The sequence below is a fragment of the Agrobacterium tumefaciens genome (genome assembly GCF_031801495.1).
In the GTDB taxonomy this organism is placed as follows: domain Bacteria; phylum Pseudomonadota; class Alphaproteobacteria; order Rhizobiales; family Rhizobiaceae; genus Agrobacterium; species Agrobacterium tumefaciens_K.
The window spans coordinates 1,979,358-1,997,938 of record NZ_JAOEGC010000001.1 but is presented as its reverse complement, the minus strand read 5'-3'; the positions used below and the strand labels follow the sequence as shown (position 1 = coordinate 1,997,938).

Genomic DNA, 18,581 nt, shown 5'->3' with positions numbered 1-18,581 from the left:
GGAGGAGGTGCGGCAGGCTTTCTTAAAAGGATCGAACAGCGAGTTGGGAGGAGGTAACCGCTGTTCTTTCGGGTGCCTTTGGGAGGAGGTAAAGGCAACCCGGAGTACCGAACGAACTGGGAGGAGGAGTGTTCGTTCGATGATTGGAAGATACCATTTTTCTGCGCATTTCATAGGCACAAGCTTGCAGCGCAGATATGCGACTGGCGCATGGCTTATTCAGCTTTTGGCCCTTGAAACGACAAAACGCCCGCAAGGCGGGCGTTAGGACTTTCAACAGCTATGGCTGACGGCGTTTCAGTAACCGGTAGCCTGGCGTGCAACGCTCTGGATCTGGCTGCGATCAATACCCAGATCGTGCAGTTCGCGGGTGCTCATGCGGCCCAGCTCGTTGACGGTCTGACGATACTTGCGCCAGTTATTGAAGGTGCGTGCGACGTTCATGACAATACCCTTTCTGAGGTTTGGCGACGTCAGCAACGTTTTTCGTTCCGGCGTCCTTTGATGTCCCGTATATGCTCCTTTTCATGCGCATTTAACAGACAGAATAGATCAACGCACCCATGCGCTGCACGCAAGGGTGCGTTTAAGCCAATCAAATCGGAGGCTAACCTTCAGGCACGGGCGGTCAAATTCGCCGCGCCAGAGAGTGTATTGCCCCTCGCCTCATACTTGACGTCATCCTCGGGCTTGACCCGAGGATGACGTCAAGTGTACCCCGCTTCGATCAGTCGTCACTGGCTCAGCACTGCCGACTTGATGGTATCGACGTTGTTTCTGACCATATCGACGTAGGTCGAGGCTGGGCCATCCTTGTTGGACAAGGCATCCGAATACAGCGTACCACCGATTTTGAGGCCGGTTTCCCGCGCAATCTGGTCGATCAGCCGCTTGTCGGTGATGTTTTCGACGAAAATCGCAGAAGCCTTGTCATGCTTGACCTGATCCACAAGCTTGGCGACATCGGCAGCGGACGCTTCCGAGTCCGTGGAAACTCCCTCAGGCGCCAGGAACTCAAGACCATAATCCTTCTCGAAATAACCGAAGGCATCGTGCGAGGTGATGATCGTGCGCTTCTCCTGCGGTATCGCGGCGATTTCCGTTGTTACATAGTGTTCAAGCTGCTGAAGCCTGGCGACATAGGCTTCGGAATTTGCGGTGTAGGTTGCACAACCGGCCTTGTCCGCCTCGCAGAAGGCATCGGCGATGTTTTTCACATAGATTTCCGCATTGCCAATGGACTGCCACGCATGCGGATCGAATTCGCCGTGGTGATGATGTCCGTCATCACCGTGTTGATGGGCGTGATCATGCGCGTCTTTTTCCCCGGCTTCCGGATGGGCGTGACCGGCAGGCTCATCGGAGAGCTTCAACGGCTCCACATCTCTCGTCAGTTCGACAACCGGCGCTTTCGTCGCACTCGTTTCGACCAGACGTTTCAGAAACCCCTCGAACTCCAGACCGTTGACGAGAACCACGTCCGCCTTGCTGACGGCCACGGCATCGGCCGGGCGGGGCTCGTAGACGTGCGCATCTCCATCCGGACCGACAAGCGTGGTGATGGTGACACGGTCTCCGCCAACGTTCCTGGCAAAATCGGCGATGATTGAGAAGCTGGCAACCACCTTGAGTTCTGCCGCCGACGCCTGGGCAACCAGAAACGGCGACAGTGACAGCAGGCTGACGGAAGCGGCGAAACGCAACGTTTTGAACATGAGATATCTCCTTTGGGAAGGCTGGTACTTCAGGCCGTTCGGTGACGGCCGGAATTGAGAAAATCGCGCAGAATCCCGCGCGGCCCCGCGAGGATGGACAGGACATAGATGACCCCGGCCGCCAGGATGATGGCCGGGCCGGACGGTAGAGACGCGTGGTAGGACATCAGCAGCCCGGCATAGGACGAGGCGATTCCGATGCCGATGGACGCGAGGCACATGGGCAAGACCCGGCTGGACCAGAAACGGCTGGCGGCCGCCGGCAACATCATCAACCCGACAGATAACAGCGTGCCGAGCGCCTGAAAGCCGCCGACAAGGTTGAGCACCACGATGGCCAGAAACAGGAAGTGCACGGGGCTGCCCCACCGGCTGACGGAGCGAAAAAACAGTGGATCGAGGCACTCTGCCACCAGAGCACGGCGAAACAGGACCATCACCGACAGTGTGACGACACATATCCCCGCGATAAGGCCGAGCGCGTCATCGTTGAGCGCAAGCACGGTGCCGAACAGCACATGCATGAGATCGATACTCGATCCGCGCCAGGAAACGATGAGAACGCCGAGAGCCAGAGAGATGAGATAGAAGGCCGCCAACGAGGCATCCTCCTTCTGCACCGTGAAACGAGATATTGCACCCGCGCCGAGTGCGACCAGCAAACCGACGACAAGCCCGCCGATGGTCATCGGCACGATCTCCAGACCGTAGAAAAGAAAGCCGACCGCCGCGCCCGGCAGGATGGCGTGCGACATGGCGTCTCCCGTCAGGCTCATGCGGCGTAGCATGAGGAAAACACCGACCGGCCCACAGCTGATCGCAAGAAGCAGCGCGCCGGCAAGCGCCCGCTGCATGAAGGCATATTCGAGGAAGGGAGCGAGGAAAATGTCAGACATAGGCATGCCCTCGCGCAGCAAACACAGAGGAAGATCCTCTCGCCTGAGACGCTTCGGCAGGCTCGCACCAATAGGCCTGTTCACCTTCTGCTTCGTGCAGGCTTTTCGCCTGCCGCAGAACAGCAGGGTGGAGAACGTCTTCCGTGGCGCCAAACTCCACCAGCCTTTTCGCCAGCAGCATGGTCTGGGGAAAGTGGTGCCGGACGAGATCGTAATCATGCAGGACTGCAATGACCGTACGGCCCTCGACAGCCCAGCCCTTGATAACCGCCATCAGATCGGAAACCGTACGCTCATCCACGGCGTTGAAAGGCTCGTCGAGCAGAATGAGATCGGCATTCTGCAGGATCGTTCGCGCAAACAGTGTGCGCTGCAACTGACCGCCCGAGAGCGCATCGATACCGGTCTTCTCAAAGCCTGACAGACCGACAGTGGACAAAGCCTGGCGCATGGCATCGCGATCAGCGCGTGTAATGTGACCGAGCAGGCCACGTTTCGGCCAGAGGCCTAGGCATACCAGGTCGCGGACTTCCGCGGGAAATGTACGGTCGAGCGCCGACTGCTGCGGAAGATAGGCGACGGAAACGTCCGGCGCGCAACGATACTCCCCAGACTGCGGGTGCAGAATGCCGGCAACAGCCTTCATCAACGTCGACTTTCCGGAGCCGTTGGCACCCACCACCGCCGTGAGCGACCCCTTCGCTATATCGGCATGCAGGCGATGCACCGCGGCCTTGCCATCATAGCCGAGGGTGAGGTTTCTGAAGGATAGGCAGGGATCGTCCATCGATCGCTCCTGACTGGATTGGAAATGGTAACGAGGCAGGCGTTTGTCTGTCGCATTGCATATGTAATGTTATTACACTCGTCAAATGATATGTAATGAAATAACATTAAATTCCGGAAAGATGCAAAAGTGGGGCGACGGCGGTTGACAGCCAAATATCTTGTTATGTTATTACGTAACATGTATTTTCAAAAGAGAGCGGCAACGTCGGGTCGGCCGGCTGCCCGGTCCCTTTTCCCTATCCTATCCATCTTTTCAAAAAGAGGTTCTCATGTCGAAAAAACTCCCGGTAACGGTTCTTTCCGGATTTCTCGGTGCCGGCAAGACGACGCTACTCAACCACATTCTCGCCAATCGTGACGGCCTGCGCGTTGCGCTCATCGTCAACGACATGAGTGAGGTGAACATCGATGCCGCGCTGGTGCGCGACGGTGGGGCAAACCTTTCCCGCACCGAGGAGCAACTGGTGGAAATGACCAATGGGTGCATCTGTTGCACGTTGCGCGACGACCTGCTGAGCGAGGTGCGGGCGCTGGCCGAGCAGGACCGTTTCGACTACCTGCTGATCGAATCCACCGGCATCGCAGAGCCTTTGCCTGTGGCCGCGACCTTCGATTTTCGCGATGAGAACGGCCAGAGCCTGTCGGATGTTGCGAAGCTGGATACCATGGTGACGGTGGTGGATGCGGCCAATCTTCTGGCCGACTACAGCTCTTCCGACTTTCTGGCCGACCGCGGTGAGACGGCGGGTGACGGCGACAACCGCACCATCGTCGACCTTCTGGTCGAGCAGATCGAGTTCGCCGATGTCGTGATCCTCAACAAGATTGGTACAGCGACGGCCGAACAGAAGGATGCGGCGCGCAAGATCATCGTGGGGCTCAACCCGGATGCGAAGCTTATCGAGGCGGATTTCGGCAAGGTGGCGCTGAAAGAAGTTCTCGGCACCGGCCGGTTCGACTTTTCGAAAGCCGAAGAGCACCCGCTATGGTTCAAGGAACTGCATGGCTTCAAGGATCATATTCCTGAAACCGAGGAATACGGCATCCGCTCTTTCGTCTATCGCGCCAAAAAACCTTTCGATCCCGTGCTTTTCCAGCGTTTCATTGACCGCAGCTGGCCGGGCGTGGTGCGCGCCAAGGGTTTTTTCTGGCTGGCGACCCGGCCGGATCACGTCGGCGAAATCAGCCAGGCGGGTGCACTGGTGCGGACCGGGAAAATGGGGTTGTGGTGGTCCGCCGTACCGAAGGAACGGTGGCCGCGCGAAAGTCAGTTCCTCGACATGATGAAACCCTATCTCGACCCGGTCTGGGGCGACAGACGGCAGGAGATCGTCTTCATCGGCGCCGACCCTATGGACGAGGCACGGCTTCGGGCCGAGCTCGACGCCTGCCTTATCGACAGCACTGCCTTCACGCCGGAGACCTGGCGGCACCTGCCCGATCCTTTCGCGAGCTGGGAACCGCGAGCGGCTTGATTACAAGTGAATTTTTGCACCCGTCACCCCGGTTGCGCGCCGGGATGGCTGCGGGATGCGGGATCTCGTCCGGTACGACGGATGAGAGGTGCCGGTCTTCTTTCGCGCCTCAGATGAAATTCAGTGTAATCAGCGCCAGAATGACATACCGCCCGACCTTGGCAAGTGTGACGAGCAGTAGAAAAACCGGCAGCGGCTCCTTCATGATGCCCGCTGCAACCGTCAGCGGATCGCCGATCAGCGGCATCCAGCTCAGGAGCAGCGACCATTTCCCGTAACGCCGATACCAGCTCTGCGCGCGCTCCAGCGCCTCGGGCTTCACCGGAAACCAGCGCCTGTCCCGGAAACGTTCTATGCCGCGCCCCAGCAGCCAGTTGACGAAGGAGCCTGCGACATTGCCGATGCTTGCCACCGCCACCAGCAGCCAGACCGGATGCGATTTGAGCACGATCAGCCCGGCAAGGGCCGCTTCGGATTGCATGGGCATGATCGTCGCCGCGATGAAGGCGGTCAGAAACAAACCTGCATAAACTGCCAGACCGGTCATTCGCTCACTCTTGTTCCAGGCGAATCCCGCCCTTCTTGCGGCTTCGACGTGCCGGATGGGTAGCGCTCTCGTCAAGCAAAGATCATGTGAGCGGCAACAAAAACGCCCGCTGGATGAGCGGGCGTTTTCCGTTCGGCATGAGGTTCTATCAGAATGGTGAATCCGGGAAGTAGAACTGCTCGGCATTCTCCTTGGTGATCAACGTGGCGTCGAGAATGTACTCGCCGCTGACCGGCACCTGATCGTAGAAATGACCGGCCGTCAGTTCCATGGCGGTCGCCACCATCGCTGGCGGATAAAGCACATCGACCGGCACCAGCTTGTCGCCGTCCATGACCTTCTTGATCATGTCCTTGGAGCCGGCACCCGCGACGATGTACTGGATATCGGTGCGCTTGGCCTGCTCGATGGCCTGAAGCACGCCAATCGCCATGTCGTCATCCTGACACCAGACCACGTCGATCTTCTTGTACTTGGTCAGGTAGTCCTGCATGACGCGGAAGGCGTCGTCACGGTTCCAGTTGCCGTACTGACGGTCGAGAACCTTCACGTTCGATCCGGCGATACCCTTGTCAAAGCCATCCTGACGCTGCTGATCGATCGGGATCGGCAGACCGCGGATGACCACCACTTCGGCGTCGGGTGTCGTCTTCTTGATGTACTCACCCGCAACCTGCCCAAGTGCGGGATTGTTGCCCGCCACGTAGAGATCGCGGATCGAATTGTCGTTGACGCTGGGTGCGCGGTCGACGAGGGCAACGAAAGTGCCCTTGTCCTTGATTTCCTTGATAGCGTTGACCAGCGGATCGGGGTCGGACGGCAGGACGACAAGCGCATCCAGCCCCTGCACGGCGAGATCCTGAAGCGCGTTCGCCTGATTGGCGGCATCAGGTGATGTCTTGACGATGACGTTCAGCCCCGGATGTTCCGCCATCAGCAGCTTCGCCACACGCTCGGCATGGTAGACGACGCCAGCCGTCCAGCCATGGTCCGCTGCCGGAATGGATACGCCGATGGTGACCTTCTTGTCCTGCGCCTGCACCGAACCGGCAAAAGCCACAGCCAGCGCGGCAAAGGCCACGCCGATGAATTTTCTACGCATAGTCTTTCTCCTCCCAAGACCGGGGCATTCCTCCTCGGTAAACCGCGCCTGCCCCAACACTGCGCGGCCGAATGTCCTGATGCCGCCCCGCTACCTTCGACTGAGCGAACGCTGCACCAGCATGGCGATGATGATGATGGCCCCCTGGATGGCGCCGATCAGATATTCGCTGACGAAGTTCGACAGGATCATGATGTTGCCGACGATCTCCAGAATGAAGGCCCCGCAGATCGTACCCCAGATCCGCCCGACGCCACCCCTGAGCGCGGTCCCGCCGACAACGACGGCCGTGATGGCCTGCAACTCCCACAGCATGCCGGTCGTGGCCGATGTCGAGGCAAGCCGCGGCACGTAGAGCAGCACGGCAACCGCGACACAGAGCCCCTGCACGACATAGGCGATGGTGCGCACACGGGCGACCGAGATACCGGAATAACGCGCCACGTCCTCGCTCGAGCCGACGGCGATCAGATGCCGGCCGTAACGGGTACGATAAAGAACGAAGGCGGCGATGGCAGCGGTGACGAAAATGACGATGACCGGCACCGGCACGCCAAAGACGCTGCCGAAATAAACGGGACGATAAAGCGTCTGGATTTCCGGGTTCCGCAGCGTGATCGCGCCCCCCTGCGACAGCCATGTGGTAAGCCCGCGATAGATACCCATGGTGCCAAGCGTGGCGATGAACGGCTCGATACGCCCGATGGTGGTGATAAGGCCGTTCGCCAGACCACAGGCCGCACCGATGGCGACAGCAAGCGCCATGGCGGCCACCAGCATCAGCAGCGGATTGGCGATCGCCCCGCTGTTCATGAACAGGATCATCAGACTGGCGACGAAAGCGACCATGGCACCGACGGAGAGATCAAGCCCGCCAGAGGTGATGACGTATGTTGCGCCAAGCGCGATGATGGCAATGAAGGCGCTACGGGTCACGACATTCAGAAGGTTGTCGATACCGATGAAATTTGGATTGGCGATGGTGCCGAGCACAAGCAGCAGCGCAAGCGCCACGAATGGCGCGACGGCGCGCAGATCCCAGTCCTTCGAGGTTTTCGGCGTTTTGCCTTTTTCGATTGCGGCCTCGTTCATGTTCCCCCTCAAGCAACCTTTTCCGTATGAACGCCGGTTGCCAGCGCCACGATATCGTTTTCCGTCATCCGTTCCCCGCTGACCTCGCCTGCGATCTGGCCTGAGCGCATGACGAGGATACGGTCACATATGCCGATCAGTTCAGGCATTTCCGACGAGACGACGATGATCGACCGCCCCTCCTCCGCAAGCTTCGCTATGAAGCGGTAGATCTGTTCCTTGGTGCCGATGTCTATGCCACGCGTCGGCTCGTCGATGATGACGATGGACGGATCGAGAAGCATCATCTTGGCGAGAAGCAGCTTCTGCTGGTTGCCACCGGACAGCTGGCCAGCGAGCAGATCCTTACGGCCTGTGCGGATATCGAAATCACGCACGGCATCATCCAAGGCCGCGTCTTCCCGATTTTTATCGATACGGAAAAAGCTGCTGAATCGCTTCAACGAGGCGAGCGTGAGGTTGATGCGCAGGTCCTTGGTGAGGAGCAGCCCTTTCCCCTTGCGATCCTCGCTGAGATAGACGATGCCAGCCGCCAGACTGTCCTCCGCCTTCGTGAAATGCACCGGCGTGCCGAGATGTCGAACCGTGCCCCGCCCCGGACGGAGGCCGAGTACCCCCTCCATCAATTCTGTACGGCCAGCCCCGACAAGACCGGCAAAACCAAGGATTTCGCCTTTGTGGAGACGGAACGAGGCATCCGTAACGTAACCGGGTACGGCGAAATGCTCCGCTTCCAGAACCGTTTCCCGTTCTTCCGCCGCCACGCGGTCGGGATAGAGTTTCGCAACGTCGCGACCGACCATCAGACGGGCCATATCGGCTGGTTGCAGGTCTTGCGCCATATGCGAGGCTACCAGCCTGCCATCCCGCAGCACGGTGACACGATCGGCAATGTCCTTCACTTCGGGCAGGCGATGAGAGATATAAAGAACAGCGACACCCTTGGCGCGGATATCACGGATGACGTTCAGCAGCGCATCGGTTTCGACCGGCGTGAGGCTGGCGGTCGGCTCGTCGAAAATGACGACACGGTGGGGAACGAGCAGAACGCGGGCGATCTGAACAAGCTGGCGTTGCGCAATCGACAGGCTGCCAACGATGGCATCGGGGTCGATATCTCCACCGAGCTCCCGGATTGCATCCCGCGCGCCGGCACGCATTGCGCCATCATCGACGACCGGGCCTTTCAGCAGTTCGCGCCCCAGATAGATGTTCTGGGCCACAGTCAGGTCTGGCGCGAGCAGGATTTCCTGATGCACCAGGACGATGCCGCGATGCTCCGCATCGACCGGCCCCGCAAGGGAAACCGCTTCGCCATCGATCCTCATTTCACCGGAGGTCAGCTTTTCGTTGCCTGCAAGCAGCTTCATCAGCGTCGACTTGCCGGCGCCATTCTCGCCAATGATGGCGTGAACCTCGCCGGCGCGGACCTGAAAGCTGATATCCCTCAGAACCTGTACAGGTCCGAACGACTTCGACAACCCGACAGTTTCAACGACAGGCGGCACGGAAAATTCATCAGAAAAAGCCATACGGCGTCACCGTCTGCTGCAACAGACAGGTGATCCATGCATTTCAATCTTCAGCGTATCGGACATTGCGAACTCCTCCCAAAGCTCAGGAAAGAAGCTAGCGTCCGTTTTGAGGTACGTAAAGCAAATTTGTTTAGCCCGTTCAAATACACTGAAATTTGAACAGGAAAGTCTACCCACCCCTTCGTTTATCACCGCTATCCGGTCGATGCGGCGGAAAGGTCCGTTCAACCCGATGAGCCGGGTTGGCTTCGTCTTACCAACAGAGGAATGAGTGGGAATACCGTCAACGAGCGCAAGATGCAGGCTGCCGCACTGATATTCACACGCCTGAAGCGTGGTCACGCATCGGGAAAACGCCGAAAACTCTTCAGGAGACGATGCACTGCCTCGGCCCCCTCCTTCGCCAGATCGAACTGTTTACCGAACAGAAGCCAGTCGGAACACATACCCTTTATCAGCCAGTAGATTGCGCCGAATGCCGATTCGGCCGTCCAGTTTGCGTTGAAGGCGCCTTCTGCTTCCAGACGCCGAAAGGCCGCCTTGAGCAGATCCTTATGGAGCTTGTCCAGTTCCTCCTGCGCCCGCAGGACAGGCGCGAACTCATCGGAATAGTTGGTCCGCAATGTAATGGTCATGATGCGCTGGCGTTGTTCGTCCGTGGCGAGCAGAGCCAGCCAGTTGCACGCCCCCTGCTCCAGCAATACGAAAAGTTCGTTGCCGGTCAGATCGGGATCACCGAGGTCGAGAAGGTCGGCCTCCGGCAGTGCGACCGATTGATACAGACCGAGGAAAAGATCGACCTTGCTGGAAAAATGCCAGTAGATTGCGCCGCGCGTCACTCCGGCAGCGGCCGCGACTTCATCCAGCGAACTGTTGGCTACGCCTTTCTTGAAGAAAACCAGTTCCGCCGCAGCAAGAATAGCCTGACGGGTTTCTTCTGCCTCAGCCTTGGTCCTGCGCATCTCCATGCCTCCTTCATCATAAACACGGCGCTTTTTCGCGCCGCACTTTCTTTCACCTGAAAAACTGGTCATGACACCAGATACGTCAATGCGCTGTTTCTTCGTTCCACCGCAATCCCCGGCTGAAGCGTACAATGCCACTGCCGGGGATGCTCCTATGACCGTCGCCAACCGGGATGACCGGTCCGCCTTGCAACCGTTTCTACTCTGCTGGCGACACCGCGTCAGCAGCGACCTCCCTGTCCTTCCGTCGTCCCGCGAAAAGATTCATGATGAAGACGAAGAAGACCGGCACGAAGAAGATCGCAAGGATCGTCGCGGAGATCATCCCACCCAGAACGCCGGTACCAATCGCGTTCTGGCTGGCGGCGCTGGCGCCCGACGCGATTGCCATGGGCAACACGCCAAGAGAGAAGGCCAGCGACGTCATGAGGATGGGGCGGAAGCGCAGATGCGCCGCTTCAACCGTGGCATCATAGGTGGATTTTCCTTCTGCCCGCAAATCCTTGGCAAACTCGATGATGAGGATAGCGTTCTTTGCGGACAGGCCGATGATGGCTATGAGCCCCACCATGAAGTAGACGTCGTTGGACATGCCACGCATCATCACGGCAGCGACCGAGCCGATGACGCCTAGCGGCACCACGAGCATGACCGCGAGCGGAATGGACCAGCTTTCGTAGAGTGCCGCCAGCAGCAGGAAGACAAACAGAACGCTGAGGCCGATCAGGGCAGGAGCCTGCGAACCCGACTGGATTTCCTGCAACGACTGACCCGTCCACTCGAAGCCGAAGCCGGTGGGCAGTTCACCTGCAAGGCGTTCCATCTCCGCGATGGCATCACCGGACGAATATCCCGGACCCGACTGACCGCTGATGCGGATGGACGGATAGCCGTTATAGCCAACCACCTGAGACGGACCGCGCACCCATTCCACAGAAGCGAATGCGGCCATCGGCACCATGCCGCCATTGGCGTTACGCACGTTGAGGTTCAACAGATCCTCGGTCTTCATACGCTGCCCCTGCTCGGCCTGAACCGTCACGCGCTGCATGCGGCCAGCATTAGGGAAGTCGTTGACATAGGACGAACCCATGTTCGCGGAGATCGTCGCATTGATGTCACTGAACGCTACGCCAAACGTGTTGGCTTTTTCGCGGTCGATGATGAGGTTGACCTGAGCGGAGTCAGGCATGCCCTCGATGCGAAGACCCGCCAGTACCGGACTTTTTGCGGCAGCAGCCATAAGCTGCGCACCCGCGGCACTGAGCGCCGTCTGGCCAGCACCGGAGCGGTCCTGCAGTCGGAACGTGAAGCCGCTGGAGTTACCGAGACCCTGAATGGGCGGCGGCGAGAGCGCGAATGACATGGCGTCGGGAAGACCCCAGAGCTTGCCATTGATGCGCGCAGAAATTGCAGCGGCAGAATCTTCCGGACCACGTTCACTCCAGTCCTTGAGCGTCGCAAAGGCAAGACCCGCGTTCTGGCCGGACCCCGAGAACGAGAAGCCGCTGATCGCGATCACGCGTTCGACAGCCTTCTCCGCCATGAAGATCTTTTCGATCTGCTCGATGGTCTGGAGCGTACGCTCGCTGCTGGCTTCGGAAGGCGCCTGGATGTCAACGATCAGGTAACCCTGGTCTTCATTCGGCAGGAACGAGGTCGGCAATTGCACATAGGTCCAGCCAAGGCCGGCCAGCAGCGCCAGATAGATGACCATGAAACGGCCGGACCGCTTGATGATCGACCCCACCGATGACGAATAGCCATGCGACGCCTTGTCGAAATTACGGTTGAACCAGCCGAAGAAACCTTTCTTCTCGTGATGTCCACCCTTGATCGGTTTCAGGAAGGTCGCGCAGAGTGCCGGTGTCAACGACAACGCAAGAAAGCCCGAGAACAGGATCGAAACCACCATCGTCAGACTGAACTGCTGATAGATGATGCCGACCGCGCCCGGGAAAAAGGCCATGGGCACGAACACCGCCGTCAGAACCAGCGTGATACCGATGATGGCGCCGGAAATCTGGCCCATTGCCTTGCGTGTCGCTTCCTTTGGCGAAAGATGCTCCTCCGCCATGATGCGCTCGACGTTCTCCACCACGACGATGGCGTCATCCACGAGAATACCGATGGCCAGAACCATGGCGAACATGGTCAACACGTTGATCGAGAATCCCGATACGAACATGACCGCGCAGGTGCCGAGTAGCGCCACGGGCACCACCAGCGTTGGAATGATGGTGTAGCGGATGTTCTGTAGAAAGAGGAACATCACCACGAAGACGAGGATCATCGCCTCGATCAGGGTGTGGATCACCTTCTCGATGGACACCTTGACGAACGGGCTCGTATCGTAGGGGACTTCGTACTCGATGCCCGGCGGGAAATACCGCGACAGCTCCTCCATGGTCGCCTTGACGCCCTCGGACGTCTGCAACGCATTGCCTGTCGGTGAAAGCTGAACGCCGATCGCGGCGCTGGGCTTGCCGTTCAGGCGACTCGAGAAGTTGTAGCTTTCGCCACCGACCTCGACGCGTGCCACGTCACGCAACCGGACGGACGAGCCATCGGGATTGGCGCGCAGCACGATGGAGCCGAATTCCTCCGGAGACGTCAGCTGGCCCTGCACGTTGACGGTCGCCGATATCTGCTGGCCAATCGGGTTCGGAGATGCGCCGATGCGGCCTGCCGCGACCTGGGAGTTCTGCGCCTGGATGGAATTGATGACATCCGACGAGGTCAACCCGAGGCCAAGCATCTTGTCCGGGTCCATCCAGATACGCATGGAGCGCTGCGTCGCAAAGAGCTGTGCACTGCCGACACCCGGAACACGGCGGATTTCACCGACCACGTTACGGCTGAGATAGTCGCCAAGGCCAATGGCATCCGTATTGCCGTCGACGGAGGTGAGAGCCACCATCATCAGAAACGCGGTACCCGCCTGCTCGACACGCATACCCTGCTGCGTCACGGCCTGCGGCAGGCGTGGCTCGACGCGGGCGATGCGGTTCTGAACTTCAACCTGCGCCTCGCCGATATTCGTGCCGGGCGCGAAGGTGACGTTGATGGAGATACGGCCCGAGGATTCCGAGGTCGACTCGAAATAGATGAGGCCGGGAACGCCGTTCAGCTCCTCCTCGATAGGACGCGTGACGCTTTGATAAATGTCTTCGGGTGACGCGCCGGGATAGGTCGTGGACACGGAGATTTGCGGCGGCGCAACATTCGGATATTGCGCAATCGGCAGCATGGGAATGGCGAGCAAACCCGCCAGCATGATGAAAATCGCAACGACCCATGCGAAAATCGGGCGATCGATAAAAAAGCGTGCCATGAAGCCAGTCCTTACTGCTTGGCGGCGGGCGCCGCATCTGCGGTCGCGGGCGCGGCGTCACCGGCTTCCGTCCAGGCTTCGGGCTTAACCTTCGCGCCGGGCGCCGTCTTCTGGAAGCCTTCGGCAACAACCCGATCACCATTCTTGAGGCCTTCAGAAATCACCCAGCGATCGCCTATGGCACGGCCGACGCTGACGCGGCGCTGCTCTACGGTATCTTCGGCGTTAACGACAAGCACGCTTGCCTGACCGCCCGCATCACGCTGAACCGCCTGCTGGGGAACGGCGAATGCCGCCTTTTGGATGCCCTGCTGGATCTGGACGCGGACATACATGCCCGGCAGCAGATCGCCGTTCGGGTTGGGGAACTCACCGCGCAGCGTAACCTGACCGGTCGTCGCGTCAACAGCAGCTTCGGAGAACAACAGACGCCCGTGCTGCGGATAACGGCTGCCGTCATCGAACAGAAGATTGACTTCCGCCTCGTTCGGCCCGGTCATCAGTTGACCGTCCTGCAACGCCTTGCGCAGCCGGATGAGATCGGCAGCGGGCTGTGTGAAGTCGGCATAGATCGGATCAAGCTGTTGAATCGTCGCCAGATTTTCCGAACCCGTGGCGCTGACAAGCGCACCTTCGGTAATCAGCGCGCGGCCGATACGTCCGCTGATCGGTGCGGTGACATTGGCGTATTGCAGGTTCAGCTTCGCTTCGGCGACACCGGCCTCGGCAACCGCCACTTCGGCGTCAGCCTGCGCAAGCAGAGCCACCGCATTGTCGAATTCCTGCTGCGAGCCGACATTCGAGCGGCGGAGCTGCTGCTGACGGTCAGCCGTCTGGCGTGCCTGCAACTGGGCAGCCTGTGCCCGGCGAAGCGTTGCTTCGGCGCTATCGACACGAACCTGGAAAGGTGCCGGATCGATCTTGTAAAGGACGTCACCCTCCTTCACCAGCGAGCCCTGCTCGAAAACCCGTTCAATGATGATTCCCGATACGCGCGGGCGCACCTCCGCAAGCCGCGTCGGCGCGATGCGCCCTGGCAGTTCGTTGGTGATTGGCAGTTCTTCCTGCTGGGCCGTGACAACTTTCACCACGCCGGGCGGCATCGAACGAGGCGCAGATGCCTGCTCCTCACTGCACCCCGCCAGCGCCGCGCCTGCCAAAAGCACCGCCAAAACCTGCCCCAATTTCTTCGCCATTACGCGCTCCGAGTTCATAGACTGAATCCAAAATTACATACATACTAACACGTATGTAAGATTTCGCAATCGTCAGTTTGCGATGCAGCAGAACTCTCACGGCGATGTGAGAACGACGGGAAAGCGGCTTCACGATGAGCCGCTCCGAAAGCCGGATGCGCGATGCGATCCGGGATCAAGGGCGGGACTTCGCTAGATTTTCAAAGAAATCAGCGGCTACCACAGGTGCTGCTTCTGCATCAAAAAGGATGAGGAACAGCACCTGCCGTCCGCCGGGGCTCCCCCTAGAAGATGGTGTCCGTCGGCAGGCCGAGCGCGAACGAGCCTGCATATCTGGCCTGCGCTCCCGGCTGCAGCGGATGATAGCGAGCGCCTTGCACATCCCGGAAGCAACGTTCCAGCCCGTTGTCTCGATAAAATGCCGCGCCGCCCGCGACTTCCATGGCAAGCTCCGTCGCCTCTATCGCGTGGCGGGCAACCAGAGAACGGCCAATCATGACCTCGTTGATGGTTTCCGCCGACGGAGCATTCCGGGAAACAACGTCCAGCATCCAGCGGTGCGCCATCTGCGCGGCACGCAGAGACGTTTCCATGCGCCCTACCAGACCGATGACGTCATCGCTCGCGCCTTTTTCGCGGACCATTTTGACGGATATGTCGCGGGCGCTTTCGGCAACGCCAAGATAGACAGCATAGATCAACGGAAAGGCGACCGTGCCAATGATGTGAAATACGGGGTGCCATTCTCCCGCGTTTCTGGAAAAGGCGATATTCGAATCCGGCACGAAGAGATTTTCGATCATCACGTCGTTGGAGCCGGTTCCCCTCATCCCGAGCGTTCGCCAGGTATCTACGATGGAAACCTCCGGCGCAGCCATCGGAACGCCGAAATGAATAACCTTGCGCGCTCCGCCCTGTTCTTCGCAGACAGCGCCGGTCATCAGGATGTTGCCCGCGCCCGCGCCGGAGGTGAAACGTTTGCGCGCGGTGATGCGATATCCACCATCGACCTTCGTGGCCTTGCCCGATCCGCCGATCCAGTCGGACCCGCCACTCGACAGCAATATGACCTGCTCCGTCGCAACACGCCTCAGCAGCGGTTCCACCGCAGCCACCTTCTGATGTCGCCAGCGCCACGCGGGAATGGCGACCTGATGGGTGTGCATGGAAAAAGCAAGGGCCGTCGATCCGCAGACATGCGCGATGGATTTCAACATGTCCGCGAGGTCGGAAACGTCCGCGCCAAGTCCGCCCAGTTCGACGGGAACACCCGCCTCCACAAGACCGGCCTCCTTCAACAGCCCGTAATTCTCGCCAACGAATCCGTCGCTTGCGTCGATCAAAGCGGCACGCCGGGCCAGCTCCGGCAGGACGGAATTGGTCCGCTCTGCCAAAGAAGGACCACTGTCAGTTTTCTTCATTGGTTCTGCAAGCGCAGTCATATCAGTACCTCCTGTCTGATGAGGACTGAAATTTTGCGCCCGTTTCGGATTTGCGGCTAGTTCACGAACTGTATCGGATACAGCTTGCCATGGCCTGAAAGGGTGATTGGCGGATCGAGCGCTTTGCAATATCCTGCCACGACAGACCGCGGGAGGTCATCATGGTGGAGCGTCACGGCTACGGGCAGTTCTGTCCGGTTTCAATGGCGTCGGAAGTCCTGTGCTCACGCTGGACGACGCTGGTCGTGCGCGAGTTCCTCTGCGGCTCGACGCGCTTCAACGAGCTGCGCCGCGGCCTGCCCAAAATGTCGCCCGCCCTCCTGTCAAAAAGGCTGAAAGAGCTGGAACAGGCAGGCATCATCACGGCAACGCGGAATGCGCACGGCATCTCCGATTACCATCTCACGACAGCGGGAGAGGAATTGCGGCCGCTCATCATAGGTCTGGGAAACTGGGCGCAACGATGGATGGAATCCCGGCTTTCCCTGAAGAATCTCGATCCGTCCCTGCTCATGTGGGACATGCGCAGAAACCTCGATGCCGGAATGCTTCCCGCCCGTCGCTGCACGATACAGTTTCTGTACCCGGAACTTTCGCCGTCACAGAGGTGCTGGTGGCTGGTGGTTGAACGCGGGCAGGTCGATCTGTGCAATTTCGATCCGGGCTACGACGTGGACCTCCTCGTCGAAGGGGCGCTTCGGTCGATGACGGCAATCTGGATGGGCCTGTCGACGATACGCCAGGAGATCGATGCGCAGGCACTGAGGCTGGAAGGAGACAAGCTGCTCGCGCGCGACATTCAGGAATGGCTTGGTCTGAGTGTATTCGCCAAGACCTCACGAATGACCGCCTGAGCCGCCCCGATTGGAACGGGCAGCAAGCCGCTACCGCTTGAGCGAAACGTTGCGTTCCGGGACGATTTTCGAATGCGGAAGATCTTCCGCCAAATCGCTGTTACCGGCCATGCGCGCCCGCTGTGCAGCGTAATAGGCCTTCTTCTGCTCGTACATGTTGATATCGGCCCGGCGGACCAGCGATTCCATCGTTTCACCCGTTTCGCTGGTCGCGACACCGAGCGCAATGCTGAGCGGCGCGCTGGAGTAAAACTGGTTGTTGATCTTCAAAAGTTCGTAGACGGTTTCCACGACGGATGCGGCAACCTGCCGGTCCGCACCCGGCAGCAGGATGGCGAACTCATCACCACCGATGCGTGCTGCATGGTTGGGCGCCTTGACGACACCGTTCAGGACTTCACCGACCCGGCGAAGAAGCGCATCGCCCGCATCGTGCCCGAGTGTATCGTTGGCCTCTTTGAGACCATTCAGATCGATCACGAGAGCCGAGACGGGACGCAGCGAATTGCGCTCCAGCCTGTTCAGTTCTTCCGAGTAGAAAGCGCGGTTGTGAAGCTTGGTCAGCACATCGTGCTTGCCAAGATATTCGAGATAAGCTTCAGCCTTCTTGCGTGCGGTGATGTCCGTCAGGGCTACCTGAACCAGTGACCAGTCATGCTCATGCCCCGGAAATACCGAGAAATGCAGCAGGACGTGGCGCAGCGTACCGTCCAGCGCATAATTCACCACCTCGCGATGATGATTAAGATTGCCGTTCCACAACTCCATCAACTGCTCGCGGAAAGGCTTTTCCATCTCGTCACGGAAAATGTCGCGAAGCCGCTGCAGGAGAACATGGCGATCTGGCGCACAGAACAGGTCGAGCGTGGCCTGATTGACGTCGATCACCCTGATCTCGCTCATGCACTGGCGAACGAATTCGGGATGAACATCCATGAAAACGCGGAAGTCGACGATGCCACGATCACGCACTTCTTCTATCAGGCGCTTGATGCGACTGAAATCCTCGACCCACAGTGAAACCGGCGAATGCTGGAACAGGCCTTCCGCATAATCACGGTTGAGACGCTCTCTGCGGCGCGCTTCCTCGCGTTCCGTCACATCCTCGGTCGTCAGCAACAGCCGGTCGAGCGTCTCTTCGTGACCGGGAACGACAGTTGCCTTCAACTGGATATCCAGCCGCTTGCCGCCGATGGAATAATTGACGGCGTTGCTGGTGAATTCCGTCTTGCCATCCCAGAGCTCCGAAAGCTCGTTCACATGGCTTTCCAGCATGTCGTCCCGGAAGATGCGGTGCAGGTTTTCGACAAGGTGCTGCTGGTCGGTTGCCTCAAACAGCTCCAGCGTTCTCGGGTTCACCTCCAGAACGCGAATTTTCTGGGAGCACGTCGCGACACGCGACTTGTCCTCAAGCAGAAAACGACGAAGATCCTCCACCCCCTCCGCACGCCAGCTGTCGAATTGCCGTTTTACGTCGCTGAAATCTTCGATCCACATCGCCACAGGCGCGAGGTTGAAGACATTGGTATCGCTTGCGTCAATCATCCGATGCAATCTTCTCTTTCACGACAACAACGTAGAGTCGCCGGAAAAATCCGGCGCCCACGAAAGCGGCAACTCACTGCGTCACATCAATAGG

At 59.2% G+C, this 18,581-nt stretch carries 15 protein-coding genes; 2 read left to right on the top strand and 13 right to left on the bottom strand.

Translation table 11 applies throughout. The features are described from left to right. Positions 1 to 297: 297 nt before the first annotated feature. The 4 genes from N7578_RS09185 to aztA all read right to left on the bottom strand — a co-directional run bounded on the left by N7578_RS09185 (position 298) and on the right by aztA (position 3,398). Complete coding sequence (locus N7578_RS09185) at positions 298 to 444, bottom strand: DUF1127 domain-containing protein (protein WP_311110099.1); 147 nt, start codon at positions 442 to 444, stop codon at positions 298 to 300. A gap of 290 nt (positions 445 to 734) precedes the next feature. Further along, the gene (gene aztC / locus N7578_RS09180; protein ID WP_311109964.1) at positions 735 to 1,715 is read right to left on the bottom strand and encodes a zinc ABC transporter substrate-binding protein AztC; all 981 of its coding nucleotides are present in this window, start codon (positions 1,713 to 1,715) and stop codon (positions 735 to 737) included. A 29-nt stretch (positions 1,716 to 1,744) separates the two neighbouring features. Then, the gene (gene aztB / locus N7578_RS09175; protein WP_311109963.1) at positions 1,745 to 2,611 is read right to left on the bottom strand and encodes a zinc ABC transporter permease AztB; all 867 of its coding nucleotides are present in this window, start codon (positions 2,609 to 2,611) and stop codon (positions 1,745 to 1,747) included. Then, on the bottom strand, positions 2,604 to 3,398 hold the full coding sequence (aztA, locus tag N7578_RS09170; RefSeq protein WP_311109962.1) for a zinc ABC transporter ATP-binding protein AztA: 795 nt from the start codon (positions 3,396 to 3,398) through the stop codon (positions 2,604 to 2,606). The genes aztB and aztA overlap by 8 nt, the downstream gene beginning before the upstream one ends. A 271-nt stretch (positions 3,399 to 3,669) precedes the next feature. Between aztA and zigA the strand changes: the two genes are divergently transcribed. Further along, complete coding sequence (gene zigA, locus N7578_RS09165) at positions 3,670 to 4,875, top strand: zinc metallochaperone GTPase ZigA (RefSeq protein ID WP_311109961.1); 1,206 nt, start codon at positions 3,670 to 3,672, stop codon at positions 4,873 to 4,875. 109 nt (positions 4,876 to 4,984) lie between these two features. On the opposite strand, the gene N7578_RS09160 is transcribed toward zigA, so the two are convergent. The 8 genes from N7578_RS09160 to N7578_RS09125 all read right to left on the bottom strand — a co-directional run bounded on the left by N7578_RS09160 (position 4,985) and on the right by N7578_RS09125 (position 16,088). Further along, positions 4,985 to 5,422, bottom strand: a complete 438-nt coding sequence (locus N7578_RS09160) for a YqaA family protein (RefSeq protein WP_311109960.1) — start codon at positions 5,420 to 5,422, stop codon at positions 4,985 to 4,987. Between the two features lie 148 nt (positions 5,423 to 5,570). Then, a complete protein-coding gene (locus N7578_RS09155) occupies positions 5,571 to 6,524 on the bottom strand; it encodes a substrate-binding domain-containing protein (RefSeq protein WP_311109959.1) in 954 nt (317 codons plus the stop codon). Positions 6,525 to 6,614: 90 nt separating this feature from the next. Continuing rightward, on the bottom strand, positions 6,615 to 7,616 hold the full coding sequence (locus N7578_RS09150) for an ABC transporter permease (protein ID WP_311109958.1): 1,002 nt from the start codon (positions 7,614 to 7,616) through the stop codon (positions 6,615 to 6,617). 8 nt (positions 7,617 to 7,624) lie between these two features. Continuing rightward, entirely contained in the window at positions 7,625 to 9,148 is a 1,524-nt protein-coding gene (locus tag N7578_RS09145; protein WP_311109957.1) for a sugar ABC transporter ATP-binding protein, read from the bottom strand. A 341-nt stretch (positions 9,149 to 9,489) separates the two neighbouring features. Continuing rightward, positions 9,490 to 10,113: a TetR family transcriptional regulator gene (locus tag N7578_RS09140; protein WP_311109956.1), complete on the bottom strand. Its 624-nt coding sequence runs from the start codon at positions 10,111 to 10,113 to the stop codon at positions 9,490 to 9,492. Positions 10,114 to 10,315: 202 nt separating this feature from the next. Beyond that, a complete protein-coding gene (locus N7578_RS09135) occupies positions 10,316 to 13,450 on the bottom strand; it encodes an efflux RND transporter permease subunit (protein WP_311109955.1) in 3,135 nt (1,044 codons plus the stop codon). Positions 13,451 to 13,461: 11 nt separating this feature from the next. Further along, a complete protein-coding gene (locus N7578_RS09130) occupies positions 13,462 to 14,646 on the bottom strand; it encodes an efflux RND transporter periplasmic adaptor subunit (RefSeq protein ID WP_311109954.1) in 1,185 nt (394 codons plus the stop codon). Positions 14,647 to 14,930: 284 nt separating this feature from the next. Beyond that, a complete protein-coding gene (locus N7578_RS09125; protein WP_311109953.1) occupies positions 14,931 to 16,088 on the bottom strand; it encodes an acyl-CoA dehydrogenase family protein in 1,158 nt (385 codons plus the stop codon). A gap of 161 nt (positions 16,089 to 16,249) precedes the next feature. Here N7578_RS09125 and N7578_RS09120 point away from each other — a divergent pair, with 161 nt between their 5' ends. Further along, a complete protein-coding gene (locus tag N7578_RS09120; RefSeq protein ID WP_311109952.1) occupies positions 16,250 to 16,942 on the top strand; it encodes a helix-turn-helix domain-containing protein in 693 nt (230 codons plus the stop codon). A 30-nt stretch (positions 16,943 to 16,972) separates the two neighbouring features. Here N7578_RS09120 and N7578_RS09115 read toward each other — a convergent pair whose 3' ends face one another. Continuing rightward, positions 16,973 to 18,487 (bottom strand): sensor domain-containing diguanylate cyclase, encoded by a 1,515-nt coding sequence (locus N7578_RS09115; protein ID WP_311109951.1) that lies wholly within the window; start codon positions 18,485 to 18,487, stop codon positions 16,973 to 16,975. Positions 18,488 to 18,581: the final 94 nt, after the last annotated feature.

What these genes read in the sequence shown, in the direction of transcription:
- N7578_RS09155 (WP_311109959.1), bottom strand. Translation starts at nt 6,524, where the DNA reads ATGCGTAGAAAATTCATCGGCGTGGCCTTTGCCGCGCTGGCTGTGGCT.
- N7578_RS09120 (WP_311109952.1), top strand. Translation starts at nt 16,250, where the DNA reads ATGGTGGAGCGTCACGGCTACGGGCAGTTCTGTCCGGTTTCAATGGCG.
- aztA (WP_311109962.1), bottom strand. Translation starts at nt 3,398, where the DNA reads ATGGACGATCCCTGCCTATCCTTCAGAAACCTCACCCTCGGCTATGAT.
- N7578_RS09150 (WP_311109958.1), bottom strand. Translation starts at nt 7,616, where the DNA reads ATGAACGAGGCCGCAATCGAAAAAGGCAAAACGCCGAAAACCTCGAAG.
- N7578_RS09140 (WP_311109956.1), bottom strand. Translation starts at nt 10,113, where the DNA reads ATGCGCAGGACCAAGGCTGAGGCAGAAGAAACCCGTCAGGCTATTCTT.
- aztC (WP_311109964.1), bottom strand. Translation starts at nt 1,715, where the DNA reads ATGTTCAAAACGTTGCGTTTCGCCGCTTCCGTCAGCCTGCTGTCACTG.
- N7578_RS09145 (WP_311109957.1), bottom strand. Translation starts at nt 9,148, where the DNA reads ATGGCTTTTTCTGATGAATTTTCCGTGCCGCCTGTCGTTGAAACTGTC.
- N7578_RS09125 (WP_311109953.1), bottom strand. Translation starts at nt 16,088, where the DNA reads ATGACTGCGCTTGCAGAACCAATGAAGAAAACTGACAGTGGTCCTTCT.
- N7578_RS09160 (WP_311109960.1), bottom strand. Translation starts at nt 5,422, where the DNA reads ATGACCGGTCTGGCAGTTTATGCAGGTTTGTTTCTGACCGCCTTCATC.
- N7578_RS09130 (WP_311109954.1), bottom strand. Translation starts at nt 14,646, where the DNA reads ATGGCGAAGAAATTGGGGCAGGTTTTGGCGGTGCTTTTGGCAGGCGCG.
- N7578_RS09115 (WP_311109951.1), bottom strand. Translation starts at nt 18,487, where the DNA reads ATGATTGACGCAAGCGATACCAATGTCTTCAACCTCGCGCCTGTGGCG.
- N7578_RS09135 (WP_311109955.1), bottom strand. Translation starts at nt 13,450, where the DNA reads ATGGCACGCTTTTTTATCGATCGCCCGATTTTCGCATGGGTCGTTGCG.
- aztB (WP_311109963.1), bottom strand. Translation starts at nt 2,611, where the DNA reads ATGTCTGACATTTTCCTCGCTCCCTTCCTCGAATATGCCTTCATGCAG.
- N7578_RS09185 (WP_311110099.1), bottom strand. Translation starts at nt 444, where the DNA reads ATGAACGTCGCACGCACCTTCAATAACTGGCGCAAGTATCGTCAGACC.
- zigA (WP_311109961.1), top strand. Translation starts at nt 3,670, where the DNA reads ATGTCGAAAAAACTCCCGGTAACGGTTCTTTCCGGATTTCTCGGTGCC.